The organism is Nocardioides sp. dk884, from assembly GCF_009557055.1.
In the GTDB taxonomy this organism is placed as follows: Bacteria; Actinomycetota; Actinomycetes; order Propionibacteriales; family Nocardioidaceae; genus Nocardioides.
Genome location: NZ_CP045649.1, coordinates 2,807,154 through 2,823,160, shown reverse-complemented (window position 1 = coordinate 2,823,160; position 16,007 = coordinate 2,807,154). Strand labels below are relative to the sequence as shown.

Genomic DNA, 16,007 nt, shown 5'->3' with positions numbered 1-16,007 from the left:
TCGCACCCGGCCCCGCAGTTGCTAGTGTTTCCCGCGCTGCACCGATCCCCTGTAGCTCAACTGGCAGAGCATTCGGCTGTTAACCGGAGGGTTGTTGGTTCGAGTCCAACCGGGGGAGCAGAGAGAGGGCCTCTGACCTGGACAAACGTCCAGGCAGGGGCCCTCTGTAATTTGAATCTGGTGGGAAAACTGTCCAGAAACAGGCCAGAAACTCCCGCCGGGCGAGGCCCCCAACGCGGGTCTGCGCCTGGGCAGATCTCACGCCTGCGTCGCGCGTTCCCGTCGGCCCGATTGGGGGCGGCGCGGGGTTCAGCGAGACGGCCGGAACCTCTCAAGATGGACGGTCAGGTCGGGTGCGACCTTGAACTTGTGGATGTAGAAGTCGCGGGTGATGTCGCTGTCTTCGTGACCGAGCTGGGCCTGCGCGGCGTCGATGCCCACCTCACGATCGATCAGGGTCGCCACCGACCTGCGGAACGTGTGGAAGGTGACCCAGTCGTAGGCGGGGCATCCGGGACGCATGAGTAGCGGCGTGTCTGCCGGCCTACGGCTTCACCGATGGCGGTTCCTTGAACGGGACGTATTGAGGGGACTCCCGGGCGGGCCTCCGGGTCTTCACCGACCCCAATGGCATGCACTAGTCCACTCCTCCTTGGGGAGGACGAGTACCGGCATTTCGCCACGCTCGACGGCCCGGAGCGACGCACTCATTGGCCTCCAGCAACTTCTCGAGATGGGGGTTCGATGCGTCTGTCTACCCTGGCCGCCGCCGCGGCCGCCTGCCTTCTCCCGGTCGGTCTCCTGGCCGCCGATGCCAGCGCCAGCGACGCCGACGGCCGGTCCGCCTGCCCGTCGCCGGTGGCCACCACTCTCACCGACGAGTCGGTGCCAGAGGGCACCGACGTCGAGGCCTGCGGCCTCGTCGGCGAGCTCATCGAGGTCGAGGGCGGCCTCGAGCTCCAGATCCCGGAGCCCGGCGTCACCCTCACCATGGAGGCCTACTACGTCGACGGGGCCGAGATGGCGAGCGTGAGAGTCGCCGCGGACGGCTCCATCGCCTACCCCGACGAGCAAATCTCGGCCGGCAGCCAGCTCACCGCATCCGCGCCCGGCGCCTGCAGCGACAGCGCGTTCACGACCAAGGACGCGGAGCAAGCCGGCCGGTGGAACTGGTGGCTCGGCGACGGCGTGCGGCCCGCCGGCCTCACCACCTCCGAGACCCGCGACGCCCTCAAGGAGGCGCTGACGTGGCTTTCGGAGGGCCACAACAACTGCAACATCACGCCGGGCTACAGCGAGTACGCCGTGTCCGCCTACTACAACGGCGTCTCCGAACTGGAGAGCGACTTCCACCTCTACGGCGACGGCAAGTCGGTGTGCGGCGACGGCTCCCTGGACGGGCGCGACGGCAAGAGCGTCGTCGACTTCGGCAACCTGGACGACCCCGGCAACACGACGCCGCTGGCGGCCGAGTGCACGTGGACGCTGCCGCAGCCGTTCAACAAGAACAACATCCTCGAGTCCGACGTCCGCTTCAACACCACGGACAAGTCCTTCTACTACAACAAGCCCTCCAGCTGCTCCAACCGGTTCGACCTGCGCGGAGTCGCCCTCCACGAGTTCGGCCACAGCTACGGCCTCGGACACGTCTCGGAGAGCTCGCACGGCAACCTGACGATGAGCACCCAGCTCGACGACTGCGACAACAGCCAGCGCACCCTCGGCAATGGCGACCTCCTCGGCCTGAAGGACATCTACGGCTAGTTCCGCAGGTGTGCAACAGTCGCGGGGACATCGCCGTCTACAAGGTGTGTTTAGACAGTTGAGAGAGCACGAGGTGAGCGAGGTGCTGCCGGAGACGTTCGAGTCGTACGTCGCCCGGCGACACCTCGCGCTCGTGCGGTTCGCCCACCTGCTTACCGGGCGCGACCAGGCCGGTGCCGAGGACGTCGTGCAGACGGTGCTGCTGCGCCTGCTCGCCGCCGGCACGTGGGATCGCGTCGCCAACCCTGAGGCCTACCTGCGGCGCGGGATCGTCAACGAGTGGCGCAGCCAGGCCCGCGACCTTTCCCGGCGCGACTGGTCCGGCGAGGTGCCCGACCGGCCGGTTGCCGACGGCACGGAGCACCTGTCCCTCCACGACTGGGTGTGGGGCGCGCTCGAGGGGCTGACAGGCCGCCAGCGTGCGGCCGTGGTCATGCGCTATTACCTCGACGCACCCGACGCCGAGATCGCCGAGGCGCTCGGCTGCTCCCGCGCGACCGTCCGCTCGCTCGTCCACCGCGCCCTGCCGCGGATCGCGGCCGCCCTGGCCGACTCCCCTAACCCCGAGGAGGCGTGAGCACATGACCGACGACACCCGGACCATCGAGGCGGAGCGACGGCTGCGCGCTGCGCTCCGCGCGCAGGCCGACGAGGTCACCACCGTGCGGCCGCTAGAGCAGGCTCCGACGGCACCGACCGGCCTCCAGGACGGCTCACCCCGTCGGCGTACGCCGTGGCTCGCGGCGGCCGCCGCGGCGACCGTGGTCGTCGCGGGCGCGGGGGCGGCCGTGCTGCTGGTCCGCGACCATCCCGGGAGCGGTGGGGGCGCGGCGAGCTGCGCCTTCGAGGTGCGGTGGGAGGGACGTGTCTACTCCGGCATCGGCGAGCAGGCGCGGATGCCCGAGCCCGGCCGCGCGCTCGGCACGGGCGTCGTGCCGGGCTGCGACGACGGCAACGGCGAGAGCCGCGACGTCGATGTCACCCTCCACGCGCTCGGCGACCGCGACCCGGCGGAGGCGGTGGTCACCGCCGACGGCGAGGTGCTGGCGCCCCGCGACGGCACCGTCCCGGCCGACCTCCGGGAGCTCCTCGACCCCGAGCCGTGCCGTCTCGCCGGGCCGACGACGGTCCGCGCGACGGCGCTGGACTTCGCCCGGGGCACGCCGCCCGCGCCGTACACGCTCACCCTCGCGGTCGACGCCGGCGACGGTCTCCCGATGCCCGGCTACACCCGGGTCGTGCTGCGGACGCAGGTGACGTCCGCGACCGCCGGCGGCGACGACGAGGTCGTCGTCGGCGCCGCGGTCCAGGGGGCCGCGCCGATCGAGGTGCGCCTCGCCTGCCGGGGCGACGGGTACGCCGCCGCGTCGCTCCGGCTCGCCGACTGACCAGGTCGTCGGACGATCAGCGGCCCGGTAGGTCCGGCACGGCTGGCTGCGCAGCGACCCGCACGCCCGGGGCGCCTTGGCGGGCACCTGCACGCGGGGGACGACGGGGAGCACGAGCCGCGACGGATGCCGGCGGTCGGCGGCGACCTGGACCCGCTCGCCGCGAGCGATCGTGTCGAATGCCCACGGCGGCCGAGCACTGGCTCGGCGGCCGAGACTGTCGCTTTCCCCACTGAGGTGTTGGATTCGGGACGCTGCGCCGATAGCGGATCCCGTACCGGGTCGCTCCGCGAGCCCATCGGGCACCGGGTCGCTCCGCGAGCCCATCCTCTAACGAGATATCGCAGCGGGGCCCCACTTTGATTCCTGCTGCGCAACGGACGCCGGATTTGAGCGGCCTGGGGTTAGCCCACGAAGCTGCCGTCGGCTGCGATCAGCACGTCGACCTTGCTGCCGTCGGGTCGGGTGATCTCGATCTCCCACGCAGCGCCCCGGTCGTCCTCACGTCCGCTCCAGGTCACGCGACACTCGCCGACAGCGGCGAGGGCTGCTTGTTCGGCCTGGCGCTGCGAGACACCGCTGCCGCCGCTGCCGACTCCGCCACCGGTATCGCCTGCGCCACAGCCGCCGGGGGTCTCATCGGCGGCGAACTTGGGGATCTGGGCGACGATGGTGCCGTCCTCCCCGACCAGTAGGTCGACCTCGGTGCCATCGGGGCGGGTGACTTCTACTTCCCAGGCGGCGCCGCGTTCGTCTTCGCGTCCGCTCCAGGTGGCCCCACCCTCGCCGACGGCGCCGACGGCGATCCGTTCGGCTTGCTCGCGAGCGATCGGCCCTTCTGAGGCTCCGGTTGGGTCGGAATCGGTCGCGCTGTCACGATCGGCGGTCGCGTTAGGAGCGTTTGGTGTCTGCGACTGCTGGTCGTCGCCTTAGGCGCTGTCGTTTGCGCGACTGGTCAGGCTCAGGACCGTGATCGTGGCGAGCGTCGCTGCTCGTCCCGTGCCTCTACGTGCAATCGGAGTGTTCTCCTTCGGTTGTCGCCTTGGGTGTCGTAGGGGAGCTCGGGCTGTCGAGAGTTCGGTCGGTCGGGGGCTGCGGGAGGTGGCAGGGCCGTTCCATCGGCGCTGACGGCGGGGGACCTTGGCGAGGGCCTCGAGCTCGGCCATGACCTCGCGAAGTTGGGGCGGTCCGGCGGTTGCGGTGAGAGGCAGGCGGCCCGAACCCGCACTTCTCGGCCACCGTCCGCGGGCTGAAGCCGGCGACGGCGTACACCTATCGCGTCGGCAACCAGGACGCCTGGAGCGAGTGGACGACGTTCCGGACCGCCGCCCCCGACGCGGAGGAGTTCGAGTACGTCTACTACGGCGACGCGCAGGTGGGGCTGGACTCCACCTGGCCGAAGGTCGTGCAGCTGGCCCAGGAGAAGGCCCCTGACGCGATCGGTTCGGTCCACGCCGGCGACCTGATCGAGGGCGTCCGGTTCATCACGATCAACGCCACCACCGACTCGACGTTCCTGCGGCCCGACGTGCTGCCGTCCTGCTCCGGTGCGGAGTGCCCGTCGACCCGCGTCGCCGCGCTCTGGGTCGAGTACCAGGCGGCGTGGCTGGACCACATCCTCGGCGAGTCCCCGTCCAAGTGGAACGTCGTCACCTTCCACCAGCCGGTCTACTCGGCCTCCGCCGGTCGCGACGAGCCGCACCTGCGCGGACCATGGGTGCCGGTGTTCCAGGAGCACAACATCGACCTGGTGCAGATGGGCCACGACCACGTCTACGCGCGCGGCTTCAACAACGAGAACAAGACCGACCTCGACGGCGTCACGGACGGTCCGGTCTACATCGTCCAGAACTCCGGGGCCAAGCACTACGACCTGGCTAGCTCGGGATTGACGCTCCCGTTGAAGGGTGGGAGGTTCACTTCCACCCGAGAGATCGACGGTTACCCCATGACTCAGGCCCCGACCGCTGCTCGTGTGCAGAACGCCCGTCGGCGTCCTCCCGTCTGGGCGTATGCCTGGTGGGCAGCGACTGGTGCACTTCTGGGGTTCGGAGTCGCCGGCCTCCTGACGATCGGCATCTTCTTGCTTCCGGTGGCGATTGCGCTCGCAGTGGTCGGCGCGCTCTGGAAGCCTCTGAGCACTCACTCGGTCGTCGCCCTCGGGGGCGGCCTGTCGGCAGCGCCCCTCTACCTCGCCTGGATCAACCGTTCGGGGCCCGGAGCAGTGTGCGAGGCCCTCGCGGACGGCGCGACGAGCTGCGCTGACCGGTGGAGCCCGTGGCCGTTCGTCGCTGTCGCGGTGATCCTGCTCGCCGGGTCTTGCCTGGTGACGGTCCACATGCGGCGCTCCCGCGACCTCCGACCGGCGAGTCCGGACGTCTGACCCTCGAGTCGAGAGTCCCTGCGGTCAGAGCTCGAGCAGCGCGCTGAGCGCGACGGCATCGTGCGGGGCGAAGCCCTTGGCGTCGTTGTCGAAGTAGACGTAGACGTCCTGCTCGCGCGCCCACTCGCGGCAGCGTGCCGCCCAGGACTGGAGCGCCTCGGGGGAGTAGCCGCTGGTGTAGAGCTCGGTGTCGCCGTGCAGGCGCACGTAGACCACGTCGCTGGTGACCGCCTCGGCCTGGGGGAAGCGGCCGGCGGTGTCGGCGACGACGCAGCCGATCCCGTGGCGGCGCATCAGGTCGAAGGACTCCTCGGTGCAGAACGACTCGCTGCGGAACTCCAGCACGTGGCGGATCGGCCGGTCGTCCTCGGTGACGGTGAGGGCCCGGTCCTCGGCGACCTTCGCGTCGTGCTGGCGCGCCAGCGCGGCGGCCTCCTCCGTGGTGCGGGGCAGCAGGGTGAAGAAGTGGTCGAGGCGCTCGGCGTCGAAGGGCAGCGTCGCGGGCAGCTGCCACAGCACCGGACCGAGCTTGGGGCCGAGCGCGAGCACGCCCGAGGCGAAGAAGTTGGCCAGCGGCACCTGGACGTCGCGCAGCTTCTTCATGTGGGTGATGAAGCGGCCACCCTTGACGGCGAACTCGAAGTCGTCGGGGGTCTGCGCGCGCCACGCGGCGTACGACGTGGGGCGCTGGAGGGAGTAGAAGGAGCCGTTGATCTCCACCGAGCTCAGCCGGCTGGCCGCGTGAGCGAGCTCGAGACGCTGCGGCAGGCCCTTCGGATAGAAGTCGCCGCGCCACCCAGCGTACGTCCACCCCGAGATGCCGACCCGGATCCGACCCATGGCGCCACGCTAGCGGCATGAGGTGGGCTCCGGGCGGGCATGGTGCGGGCGTGCCCGACCTCGACTCCACCGTGAACGCGGCGCCCGCCCGGGCGGCCCGACGGCTGCTGGCGCGCTACCGCGCCAGCGGGGCGGACCTCCCGTGGGGCGACCCGCTGCGCGCCCACGGGGTGGCGATGGAGGGCTACTTCTGGCGATTCACCGACCCGCGCACCGGACGCGTCCTGATCGCGCTCAACGGCGTCAACCGGGCGGCCGACGGCCGCTGGGCGACGCTCGGGCTGGCCGCCCACCCAGGCGGTTTCCTGCGCACCACCGTGCACCCCCACGCGACGGCCCTGGCTGACGGGCTGGGTGTCCGGGCCGGGGAGGCGTTCCACGGCACCGCCGACGCGCTGCACGTCGACCTGGGTCCCGACGCGCGCGTGGATGCCCGTCTGGTGGATGCGGTGCCGTGGCCGCGGCGCTCCCTCGGCGGATCGAGCGTCTTCCAGAGCGTCCCGGCGCTCAACCAGTACTGGCACCCGTGGCTGCTCGGCGGGCGCGTCCACGGCACCGCGGTGCTCGGCGAGCAGACCTGGGACCTCGACGGCTGGACGGCGTACGGCGAGAAGAACTGGGGGCGCGGCGGGTTCCCGGACTCCTGGTGGTGGGGGCAGGCGCAGGGCTTCGCCGAGGACGGCGTGTGCGTGGCGTTCGCGGGCGGCGAGGTCAGCGCCGGGCCGCTGCGGACCACGGTGACCGCGGTGGTCGTGCGGCTGCCCGACGGCCGGGTGCTGCGCCTGGGCGATCCGGTCGTCTCCCCGGTGCGTGCCGCGGTGTCCGACGAGCGCTGGTCGCTGCGCGGCCGCAGCGCCCGTTGGAGCGTGGACATCGAAGGCCGCGGCGACCTGGGGCGCGCTCACGTGCTTCCGGTGCCGCTGCCGGCGGAGCGGCGCCACGTGCCCGGCGCCATCGAGCACCTCGCGGCGCGGATGCGGGTCGTCGTACGCCATCGCGGCCGCACGGTCTGGGCGGGGGAGTCGCTTCTGGCCGCGCTGGAGCACGGCGGCATCGCGCGGGCGCGTGCGGAGGTGCTCCGTCGCGGCGGGTCCACGGGTGACACCGACGCGGCCCCGGAGGTCCGGGACTAGCGCACTGGGTAGCCCGAGGGACAGTCAGGCGGTGGCGACAGCGGAGATGCTGGCGACGGTGGTGTCGTCACGCAGCTGAGGCAGCTGGTCGACCTCGCCGAGGTGGCTCAGGACCCGCTCCTCGGAGTCCGGCCGGGGCACGAGGAGATAGGCGTGCCAGGTGTCACCGACCCGACTCAGGAGCATCTGGTGCTCGCTCGGCACGGCGCCACCGACAGGCAGCTGCGCCTCCGCCCCGTCCAGCGGGCCCCCGACGATCGGTGAGGTTTCCATCGCGACGAATTTAACCTAAGACAGCGGTTCGCGGCGTCCCTGCGGGGTACGACGCGCGCCGGTCTAGCCGTCTGGTGCCCGCAGGCGCCGAGATCGAGCGGCGGCTCGACCCGAGCTGTCCCGATCGCTCCGGGACGCGCCGCCGAGACGGTCGCGCCGGACCGATAGGGTCGCCCCGTCCGGGCGGCGTCGATGCGCGCGCCGACCGGTGGTGCAAGCCAGGGGCGGTAGCTCAGTCGGTTAGAGCAGAGGACTCATAATCCTTGGGTCGTGGGTTCGAGCCCCACCCGCCCTACCAGTCTGACCTGCGAAAACTCTGAGGATGGCCGCAGGATGTGTGCCTTCTGACACAGCGATTGACACAACTTTGTCGTCAGCATGTGCAGGGATTGCGCTCGTCCGAGCGCGCCGAACGGTCCCGCTCCATGACGACGAACGACCAGCGGGCCTTCTACTAGAAGGCCTCTGACCTCGCAGCACGATGGGCTGCTCTCCCGCAACTGCACGCAACACCACACGGCGCGCGGGCTTCCCGGATCCGCTGTACGTCGGGTCGCGGCCGCGCTGGCCGACGGACGGGGTTCTTAGATGGGAAGCGGAGGATCGGGGCAGGGTCAGCCCGGAGAGAATCGTGACGGGAACCCGCCTGGTCGAAGTCGAACGCCCCATCGGCCGAGACATCCATCGCTCCTCGGCCGCCGACCACCTCCACGCCGATGCTCACGCCGTTGGGCAGCACCACGCCATCAAGTACCTGCGACTGCTCCGCCACCACGTCCCCCCTTCGCCACTCCGGGCGAAGGGCCCGGAGGCGGCAACTAACCCGCCCCCTGCCCCCATTGGGAACCCCTACGACGGTCGAGGCATCCTGGAGACCCGAGCCTGCCGCCAAGGACGCCCATGGCACCACCCGCGCGCGCCGCATCGCGGGCGTCAGCGGTTCAGCGCTTACGCATCGGTGCGGATCTGCGCCCAGACCTCGTGGAAGTCCCGGCGAGCGAGGTCGCTGGCGCGGATCCACACCTGCACCGGGCGTACTCCGTGGAACCAGTCACTCGGGGCACCGAGCTGGTCGGGATTGAGCTCAAGGAGCAGCACGTGGCTGTCCCCAGGCGCGAGCGGCAGAGCCTGCTCGAGGTGCTCTCGGTAGTCGGGGTTCTCTTCGACGAATCCGTGCCCTCCCGCGCGGGACACCGGAGCGAGCGGCTCGTAGCCGTCCTGCCAAGGGGTCAGGGGGTTACGGTCATCGCTGCGGCTCAGGGTGTTGCGCGCGTAGGGGTACTCGTTGAGCCAGTCGAAGACACGTCCGTAGCGCTCTTGAACGTCGTCGGGCAGGTCGTCGGGCAGGTCTAGCGGTGACCGCGCAGTCGCGAACACCTCGGTGTTCAACGGCATCAGCTCGGCACGGCAGCCGGGCTCGAGATCGTCGGGAGCGGCCGCGAGCGCGAAGGAGCTGGCGTGGTCCTCGGCCTTGGGCAGCCAGCGCACCTGCCACGCAAGGCTGTTTGCGTCACCCGGCTCGCCGTATGTCTCAAGGTCGTGGAAGAACTGGAGCAAGCCATCACCGGGAAGGCCGGTGAGGTCGAATCGTGCCGCACGGTGGTTGCGCCGCTCGGCCTCGAGGTCTAGCTGTAGGACGTGCGCAAGGGGGCGACCGTCGGACCGGCGCGGCCACGGGAAGCTGTCGCCGGCGGGTACCACTGGCACGGCACCGAACCAGCTGAGCCACCCCCTGCCGAGTGGGTCGCGACGCACCGCGGCAGCTACCTCATCCTGCACCGTTGGCAGCGCTAGGGCCGCAGGCAAAGCGAGGACCTCGGGGCCGAGGTGCACCCGCGGGTCAGCGCGGAAGTCTTCTGGAGCCCACAGGGCGTCGCCTTGGTCGGGCGCGTCTCGGCCATGGCCGGCCGGGCCCGCCTCGTGATGCTCGTCGCTCACGAGGTCATCGTCGTCGAGCACTCACTATCGCCTTTCTCGGGGACGGCACATCGGCACCCCAGTGAGCATGCCATGCCGGCCGTGGTCCCTCGAGCTCAGCCGACAGGGGTAGTGACGTCACGGCTTCGAGATGCGGACGCCGCAGATACTCAGCAACTGAAGCCCAGTGACATGGGCGTTACGGAAAGGCTGGGCGGGCGGTACCCGCTTACCCTATTGTGACGATGGTCGCCATATTCGAACGGATGTACGATTAGCAGTACCTAGCGACCCGCATCTGCACTCGGGAGGCGTCGATGACCGATCCGGTCCATCCCTTCGTCGCCGGTGCCGAGCGCCTGGATGTTGATCTCGATGAGTTCGCGAAGCTGGATCCGACGTTCTTGTCGTTGACCGACAAGCGGGAGGTGCTCCTGCTGATGGCGCGGGCTTCCTCGCGGGTGCAGGCGCTCGAGGCGCGGGTGATGGCGTGCGCTGATGATGTAGCCGACGCTGAGGGGTTCCGCGACGTGGCGTCGTGGGTGGCGCAGCGCTCGCAGGTGTCGGGTGGCTCGGCGCGGCGGGCGCAGCGGCTCGGGGCGGCGTGCGAGCAGCGCTGGCAGCTCGTGGGCCGGGCGTTGGTCGAGGGGCACGCAAGCATCGATCAGGGTCACGTGATCGTCGCAGCGCTCGACGAGCTGTGCTGCGCCGGTCGGCTGGTCGAGGCGAGCGCGGATGAGTGGGCGGACGTGCTGGCCCGCGCCGAGGCCTACCTTGTGGAGAAGTCGGCCGACTTCGGGCCGCGTGCCTTGCAGCGGCTGGGGGAGCGGATCCTCGAGGTGGTGGCGCCGCAGTGGGTCGATGAGCTCGAGGAGCGCCGGTTGCGCGACGCGGAGCGGGCGGCGCGGCGGCGTACGACGCTGAAGGTGCAGGGGCTCGGGGACGGGACCGCGCTCATCAAGGCGCGGGTGCCCGAGAGCGTCGCGTTGCGGTTGACGACGTTGCTGGAGTCGTTCACGAACCCGCGTCGAGCAGCTGAGGGCAAGGCAGCGGACGACGGTCGGCGGGTGCCGTACGAGCGGCGGCTGGGGGAGGCGTTCTGCAGCCTGTTGGAGTCCCTCGACCCGAACCGCCTTCCGCTGCACGGCGGGGACGCCACCACGCTCGTGATCACGATGGACCTGACGGCACTGGTCGAGGGGCTGGGCTCGGCGACGTTGGCGGACGGGTCGCGGATCACCGCCGGGGAGGCGCGGCGACTGGCCTGCACCGCCAATCTGGTGCCGGCGGTGCTGGGGACTCGTTCGGTGCCGCTCGATCTGGGGCGCGCGTCCCGTCTTTTCAGTCCGGGTCAGCGAAAGGCGTTGGCCATTCGGGATAAGGAATGTCGGGCGCATGGCTGCACGATTCCCGCGACGTGGTGCGAGGCGCACCATTCGAAGCCGTGGTCCGCGGGCGGAAAGACCGATCTCGACAACGCGATGTTGTTCTGCAGCCATCACCACCATCTGATCCACGACGAGCGATATCTGCACCAGCAATTGCCGAATGGTGATATCCGGTTCGCCCGGCGGACATAGACGGCACAATGGACCGGTATGACGGTGACCGAACTTCCTTCCATCGGGGAGGCAGCGCCTCGCGCGCGCCTCGACCGTCCGGTCCTCGTGGGCAACCTGGTCTCCGGCGCGCTGTGGTTGCTGCTTCTCGCGCTGCTCGGCGCCTGGCCGCTGTCGCTCATCGGCGCGGCATACGTCGCGGTGGCGAGCGCGTTCCTGGCTCGGGTCTACGCCCGTGAGCACCTCAGCCGCAAGCAGGAGGCGCTGGCCTGGGCGCTCCCGTGGCTCGGTGCCGTCGTGCTCTGGATCTTCCTGATCGCCTCCATCGGGGACGGCGTCGCGTGGCCGGCGTGGCTGCACCTGTGGCCCGGTCTTGTCGTCGGGACGCTGTGCTATCTGGCGTGGCAGCTCTCGGCCCTAGCCGTGCGGCAGTTCCTGTCGTGGCGCGAGCCACGGTCATGCGGGGGAGCCTGATCAGCTGGACCAGAAGTCCCGCCACGTCTGCCACCGCTCCGGCAGGTCCGCCCGGCTGATGAACGGGTTGCCGGGGAAGTGGAACCGGCCGGGTGCGGCGAGCGGGCTCGCGGCGACGTCGGCGGCGTAGAACACGTGCGTGCTGCGGGACTTGAAGTACCACTGCCCGTCACGGCGCTCGTAGCGGTCCCAGTACTGCATCGGCATCACGATCCACTCCCCGTCGACCTCGTGCTCGGGACGGCAGTAGACCGTCCCAGTCGCGTGGTCGGCGTCGGTGAACTCGATGACGTGGTTGGCGACCAGGTGGAAGGTGATGCCGTAGGGGCGCAGCACCGGGTCGTACCACTCGGCCAGCGCCTCCCGGCCCACCCGGCCGTCGTGCGTGGTGACGTCCTCGACGAACAGCGCCGCCAGCCCCGTCACGTCCCGGCTGTCGAGGGCCTGGGCGTAGCGGTAGGCGAGCTGGCGGATCTGCTCGGTCGAGTCCAGCCGGTCGACCCGGGCGGCGAGGCCACCCGGGTCGACGGCGCCGTGGCTGTCGCTCACTCGCCGCGGGCGACGGCGTCGAGCAGGTCGCGCGGCAGCGGCGCGGGCTCGGCGTACGTCGTCTCGGGGAGCTCACCGGCACGGTCGGCGGCGACGATGGACGCCCGCAGCTTGGCGCAGGTGGGGACGAGCGCGGTGCCGCCCGCCCCGGTCGCGCCCTCGCGCAGCTCGGGGCAGGCCTCGGCGTCCTGCAGCCACTGGACGCTGGTGTGGATCGGGCTGTACTTCTCCACCAGCACGCGGTTGCCGCAGGTGTGGCAGCTGATCTGCTTCACGGGTCCTCCGTTCGGCGGGTGCGGGCGCTCAACTGAACGCCGCGAGCGGCTCGGAGCCCGACCAGTCGTGGCCCCAGTAGCTGTCGGCGGTGATCTCCTCGGCCGTGTAGTGCGACTCGTCGACGAGCATGCCCTCGCAGCCGTACTCCACGTCCCAGCCGCCGGGGGCGCGGACGTAGAAGGAGATCATCTTGTCGTTGGTGTGGCGACCCAGCGTGGACGACAGCGAGTAGCCGGCCTTGTTCGAGCGGTCCAGCGCGCGGCCCACGTCGTCGAGGGAGTCGACCTCGACCATGATGTGGATCAGGGCGGGGTCCTTCATCGCCGGCGCCGGGCACAGCGCGAGGCTGTGGTGGCGCTGGTTGACGCCGATGAAGCGGATGCGCTGGGTCGGGACGCCGGGCGGGGTCTCGAGCTTCATCGCACCGCGCGGCAGGAAGCCGAGGGTGTCGAGGTAGAGCTTCTGCGACGCCTCGAGGTCGGTGGTCGGCAGTACGACGTGCCCGAGACCGACCCCGGAGGTGACGAAGCGGCTGCCGTGGCGCGTGACCAGCGGCGAGTGGTCGAGCACCGGGCCGAAGAAGATCTCGACCTGCAGGCCCGAGGGGTCGGTGAAGGCGATGACCTCCTCGACGCGCCGCTCGTCGGCCTCCTCCGCGCTCAGGCGCTTCGGCGCGTAGCCGGCGTCGGCGAGCGTCTTCTCCACCCGGGCCAGGGCGAGGTGGTCGCGGACCTCCCAGCCCACGGTCCGCACGCCGTCGGTGTCACCGGGGTGCACCACGATGCGGGCGGCGCGCTCGTCCATCCGCAGGTACAGCGCGTCCGGGTCGGGACCGCTGCCCTCGCCGAAGCTGAGCACGTCGAAGGCGAACTCCCGCCAGCGCTCCATGTCGGTCGCGGCCACGGTCACGTACCCCAGGGCACGGATCTCTCGGATCTCGGTCATCTGATGTCTCCTCGTGTGACGGTCGGGCGGGTCAGATCAGGCCGCGCAGCGCGCCCTGCGGCTCCAGGCCCATGTGGGTCAGCGCGTTGGCGTGGTACGTCGGGCCCGGGATGTTGATGGCGTGGTTGAGGCCCGCGTGAGCGTCGCGCCAGAAGCGCTGGAGCGGCTGGTCCATCCGCATGGCGCTGCCGCCGGAGCGGGCGAAGATCCGGTCGACGGCGTCGACGGCGCGGTGTGCCGCCCGCACCTGGGCCAGCCGGCCGAGGGCGCGGGTCTCGAAGGGCACCTCGCGGCCGGAGTCGACGATGTCCCAGAGCCGGTTGATGTTGCCGAGGATCTCCCCGCGCGCGGCGTGGATGTCGGCGGCGGCCTCGCCCAGGGCGGACAGGGTGTAGGGGTCCTCCTTGACCACGGTGCCGTGGGCGTTGATGCGGGTGCGCTGGTAGCCCAGCGCCGTCTCGAGCGCGCCCTCGGCGATGCCGATGATCGCCGAGGTGATGCCGGCGGGGAACGTGCACGACCAGGGCATCTTGTAGAGCGTCTCGTCGCGGCCCGCCTTGCGCACCGCGGTGCCGTCGATGACCTCGTCGCAGTCCATGACCCGGTACGCCGGCACGTACGCGTCGCGCACGATGACGTCCTTCGAGCCGGTGCCCCGCAGGCCCACCATGTTCCAGGAGTCCGGGACGATCTCGTAGTCGCTGCGCGGCAGGATCACGTGCACCATCTTCGGCGGGTTGATCGGAGTGCCGTCCGCGTCGGCGAGCAGGCCGCCGAGGAAGATCCACTGGCAGTGGTCGGTCCCGGAGGAGAACTGCCAGCGACCGGAGAACCGGAAGCCGTCCTCGCCTTCGGGGACCAGGCGGCCGTTGGGCTGGTACGGCGAGGCGAGCCAGGTGTCCTCGTCCTCGCCCCAGACCTCCTCCTGCACCCGCGGGTCGGCGAAGGCGAGCTGCCAGGGGTGGACGCCGACGATGCCCTGCACCCAGCCCGCGGAGCCGAAGATCTTGGCGGTCTCCATCACGGTCTCGGCGAACTCGGCGAGGTGGGTCTCCTGGCCGCCGTACTCCTTCGGCTGGAGCATCCGGATGGAGCCGGCGCTGCGCAGCAGGGCCGCGGTCTCGTCGGGGAGCCGGCACAGCTGCTCGGACTCCTCGGCCTGCTCACGCAGCTTGTCTGCGTGGTCGATCATCTGACGACGGATGTCGTTCATCGTGGGTGTTCCTTCGGCTGGGTGCGGCTCAGGCGCCGGTGGTGGCGGTGGACGACGACTCGACGCGGCTCTCGGCCTCCCAGGTCTCGACCGCGTAGTCGCAGTCGACCTCGAACTCGAAGCGCTTGGTCATGTCCGGCGTGACGTCCTCGACGTCGACGTAGAACTGCTCGTACCAGCGGCGCAGCTGGTAGACCGGCCCGTCCTCCTCGGTGAGGAGCGGGTTCTCGATGCGGGTCTTGTGCTTCCAGACCTCGACGTCCTGGAGGAACTGCACCTCGAGGCCGTCGACGAAGGTCTGGCCCATCGCCTGGGCGTCCTCGTCGGAGATGCCGGGCAGCTTCTCCACGATGATCCCGTACTGCAGCAGGAAGGAGTTGTCGCTGATCGGGTAGTGGCAGTTCACGAGCTTGGCCTCGATGACCTGGTCGTCGGCCTCGGTCCAGATCGTGTCGAGCATGAACGACGGGCCGAAGTAGCTGGCCTCGGATCGGGTGACCGCGTCCGGCAGGTCCATCTGGACGCCGGTCTTGATGTCCTCGCGGCCGGTGGAGTTCATGTACTGGCTGGCCACGTGGCCCTCGAAGACGTTCTTGAAGTAGCGCGGGATCTGGTAGTGCACGTAGAAGAAGTGCGCCATGTCCACGACGTTGTCCACGATCTCGCGGCAGTGCGCGCCCTCGACCAGGTAGGACTTCCACGACCAGGCGGTCCACTTGCCGCTGTCGTACTCGGGGATCTCGGGGATCGTGACGTCCGCCGGCGGCGGGTTGCCCTGCGGGTCGTTCCAGCAGAACAGCAGGCCGTTCTGCTCCATGGTGATCCAGCGCAGCGTGCGGGCGCGCAGCGGCGTACGACGGGCGTAGGGGACCTTGGTGCAGCGGCCCTCGCCGTTCCAGCGCCAGTCGTGGAACGGGCAGGCGATCTCGTTGCCCTTGATCTCACCGTGGGCGAGGTTGCCGCCCATGTGGCGACAGAACGCGTCGAGCATGCTGATCTCGCCGTCCTCGCCGGCGAACACGACGGCGGTCTGGCCGAAGATCTTGAGCTCGTGGGGCTTGCCGTCGCGGAAGTCATCCGCCAGCCCGAGGCAGTGCCATCCGCGGGCGAAGCGGGAGTAGCCGTCGCCGGAGTCGATGAACCGGATCTCGTCGCTGGGGGTGGTGGCGCTCATGCCTACCTCCTGGGTAGTGGTGCGGGGCCGACAAAGTGGGACAAAAAGTGGGGACGTGCGAGCACGTGGGGACTGCGCGGGAGCAGGCGACCCGAGCGGCCTGTCCGGGGCGCAACCAT

Annotated in this window: 16 protein-coding genes, 2 tRNA genes and 1 pseudogene; 10 read left to right on the top strand and 9 right to left on the bottom strand. The window is 70.4% G+C overall.

Annotated features, from left to right (window positions below):
• Positions 1–45 precede the first annotated feature (45 nt).
• Positions 46–118: transfer RNA gene (locus GFH29_RS13600), tRNA-Asn, on the top strand.
• A gap of 191 nt (positions 119–309) precedes the next feature.
• On the opposite strand, the gene GFH29_RS13595 is transcribed toward GFH29_RS13600, so the two are convergent.
• Entirely contained in the window at positions 310–522 is a 213-nt protein-coding gene (locus GFH29_RS13595; RefSeq protein WP_153324369.1) for a tyrosine-type recombinase/integrase, read from the bottom strand.
• A gap of 222 nt (positions 523–744) precedes the next feature.
• Here GFH29_RS13595 and GFH29_RS13590 point away from each other — a divergent pair, with 222 nt between their 5' ends.
• The 5 genes and pseudogenes from GFH29_RS13590 to GFH29_RS13575 all read left to right on the top strand — a co-directional run bounded on the left by GFH29_RS13590 (position 745) and on the right by GFH29_RS13575 (position 5,535).
• Positions 745–1,764 carry a matrixin family metalloprotease gene (locus GFH29_RS13590; RefSeq protein WP_228387485.1) on the top strand — a complete coding sequence of 340 codons (1,020 nt, stop codon included), beginning with the start codon at positions 745–747 and terminating at the stop codon, positions 1,762–1,764.
• A gap of 73 nt (positions 1,765–1,837) precedes the next feature.
• Complete coding sequence (locus tag GFH29_RS13585) at positions 1,838–2,341, top strand: SigE family RNA polymerase sigma factor (RefSeq protein WP_153324368.1); 504 nt, start codon at positions 1,838–1,840, stop codon at positions 2,339–2,341.
• 4 nt (positions 2,342–2,345) lie between these two features.
• Positions 2,346–3,152 carry a DUF6281 family protein gene (locus tag GFH29_RS13580; protein WP_153324367.1) on the top strand — a complete coding sequence of 269 codons (807 nt, stop codon included), beginning with the start codon at positions 2,346–2,348 and terminating at the stop codon, positions 3,150–3,152.
• Positions 3,153–4,389: 1,237 nt separating this feature from the next.
• Positions 4,390–4,464, top strand: a pseudogene (locus GFH29_RS20925) (hypothetical protein); the annotation flags it as partial.
• 63 nt (positions 4,465–4,527) lie between these two features.
• A complete protein-coding gene (locus GFH29_RS13575; protein ID WP_228387484.1) occupies positions 4,528–5,535 on the top strand; it encodes a metallophosphoesterase family protein in 1,008 nt (335 codons plus the stop codon).
• A 24-nt stretch (positions 5,536–5,559) separates the two neighbouring features.
• Here GFH29_RS13575 and GFH29_RS13570 read toward each other — a convergent pair whose 3' ends face one another.
• A complete protein-coding gene (locus GFH29_RS13570; protein ID WP_153324365.1) occupies positions 5,560–6,375 on the bottom strand; it encodes a DUF72 domain-containing protein in 816 nt (271 codons plus the stop codon).
• 17 nt (positions 6,376–6,392) lie between these two features.
• Between GFH29_RS13570 and GFH29_RS13565 the strand changes: the two genes are divergently transcribed.
• On the top strand, positions 6,393–7,508 hold the full coding sequence (locus tag GFH29_RS13565) for a tocopherol cyclase family protein (protein ID WP_153324364.1): 1,116 nt from the start codon (positions 6,393–6,395) through the stop codon (positions 7,506–7,508).
• Positions 7,509–7,532: 24 nt separating this feature from the next.
• Here the strand turns inward: GFH29_RS13565 and GFH29_RS13560 are convergent, their stop codons facing one another.
• Complete coding sequence (locus GFH29_RS13560; protein WP_153324363.1) at positions 7,533–7,781, bottom strand: hypothetical protein; 249 nt, start codon at positions 7,779–7,781, stop codon at positions 7,533–7,535.
• Positions 7,782–8,002: 221 nt separating this feature from the next.
• Between GFH29_RS13560 and GFH29_RS13555 the strand changes: the two genes are divergently transcribed.
• Positions 8,003–8,079, top strand: a tRNA-Ile gene (locus GFH29_RS13555).
• 650 nt (positions 8,080–8,729) lie between these two features.
• Here GFH29_RS13555 and GFH29_RS13550 read toward each other — a convergent pair.
• Entirely contained in the window at positions 8,730–9,740 is a 1,011-nt protein-coding gene (locus GFH29_RS13550; RefSeq protein ID WP_153324362.1) for a DUF1963 domain-containing protein, read from the bottom strand.
• A gap of 275 nt (positions 9,741–10,015) precedes the next feature.
• Between GFH29_RS13550 and GFH29_RS13545 the strand changes: the two genes are divergently transcribed.
• Positions 10,016–11,278: an HNH endonuclease signature motif containing protein gene (locus tag GFH29_RS13545; RefSeq protein WP_153324361.1), complete on the top strand. Its 1,263-nt coding sequence runs from the start codon at positions 10,016–10,018 to the stop codon at positions 11,276–11,278.
• A gap of 18 nt (positions 11,279–11,296) precedes the next feature.
• Positions 11,297–11,731 (top strand): hypothetical protein, encoded by a 435-nt coding sequence (locus GFH29_RS13540; protein WP_153324360.1) that lies wholly within the window; start codon positions 11,297–11,299, stop codon positions 11,729–11,731.
• Here the strand turns inward: GFH29_RS13540 and GFH29_RS13535 are convergent, their stop codons facing one another.
• The 5 genes from GFH29_RS13535 to GFH29_RS13515 are packed head-to-tail and all read right to left on the bottom strand — an operon-like array spanning position 11,732 to position 15,888.
• A complete protein-coding gene (locus GFH29_RS13535) occupies positions 11,732–12,280 on the bottom strand; it encodes a nuclear transport factor 2 family protein (protein WP_153324359.1) in 549 nt (182 codons plus the stop codon).
• Positions 12,277–12,555: a hypothetical protein gene (locus GFH29_RS13530; protein WP_153324358.1), complete on the bottom strand. Its 279-nt coding sequence runs from the start codon at positions 12,553–12,555 to the stop codon at positions 12,277–12,279. Before GFH29_RS13530 ends, GFH29_RS13535 begins: the two co-directional genes overlap by 4 nt.
• Before the next feature lie 28 nt (positions 12,556–12,583).
• A complete protein-coding gene (locus GFH29_RS13525; RefSeq protein ID WP_153337313.1) occupies positions 12,584–13,501 on the bottom strand; it encodes a VOC family protein in 918 nt (305 codons plus the stop codon).
• Between the two features lie 31 nt (positions 13,502–13,532).
• The gene (locus GFH29_RS13520; protein ID WP_153324357.1) at positions 13,533–14,714 is read right to left on the bottom strand and encodes an acyl-CoA dehydrogenase family protein; all 1,182 of its coding nucleotides are present in this window, start codon (positions 14,712–14,714) and stop codon (positions 13,533–13,535) included.
• Positions 14,715–14,742: 28 nt separating this feature from the next.
• Positions 14,743–15,888, bottom strand: a complete 1,146-nt coding sequence (locus tag GFH29_RS13515) for a Rieske 2Fe-2S domain-containing protein (RefSeq protein WP_153324356.1) — start codon at positions 15,886–15,888, stop codon at positions 14,743–14,745.
• Positions 15,889–16,007 lie beyond the last annotated feature (119 nt).

Bases quoted from the DNA above. Each gene is read 5' to 3' on its own strand.
- GFH29_RS13595 (WP_153324369.1), bottom strand. From the start codon at position 522: ATGCGTCCCGGATGCCCCGCCTACGACTGGGTCACCTTCCACACGTTC.
- GFH29_RS13590 (WP_228387485.1), top strand. From the start codon at position 745: ATGCGTCTGTCTACCCTGGCCGCCGCCGCGGCCGCCTGCCTTCTCCCG.
- GFH29_RS13580 (WP_153324367.1), top strand. From the start codon at position 2,346: ATGACCGACGACACCCGGACCATCGAGGCGGAGCGACGGCTGCGCGCT.
- GFH29_RS13570 (WP_153324365.1), bottom strand. From the start codon at position 6,375: ATGGGTCGGATCCGGGTCGGCATCTCGGGGTGGACGTACGCTGGGTGG.
- GFH29_RS13565 (WP_153324364.1), top strand. From the start codon at position 6,393: ATGAGGTGGGCTCCGGGCGGGCATGGTGCGGGCGTGCCCGACCTCGAC.
- GFH29_RS13560 (WP_153324363.1), bottom strand. From the start codon at position 7,781: ATGGAAACCTCACCGATCGTCGGGGGCCCGCTGGACGGGGCGGAGGCG.
- GFH29_RS13545 (WP_153324361.1), top strand. From the start codon at position 10,016: ATGACCGATCCGGTCCATCCCTTCGTCGCCGGTGCCGAGCGCCTGGAT.
- GFH29_RS13540 (WP_153324360.1), top strand. From the start codon at position 11,297: ATGACGGTGACCGAACTTCCTTCCATCGGGGAGGCAGCGCCTCGCGCG.
- GFH29_RS13525 (WP_153337313.1), bottom strand. From the start codon at position 13,501: ATGACCGAGATCCGAGAGATCCGTGCCCTGGGGTACGTGACCGTGGCC.
- GFH29_RS13520 (WP_153324357.1), bottom strand. From the start codon at position 14,714: ATGAACGACATCCGTCGTCAGATGATCGACCACGCAGACAAGCTGCGT.
- GFH29_RS13515 (WP_153324356.1), bottom strand. From the start codon at position 15,888: ATGAGCGCCACCACCCCCAGCGACGAGATCCGGTTCATCGACTCCGGC.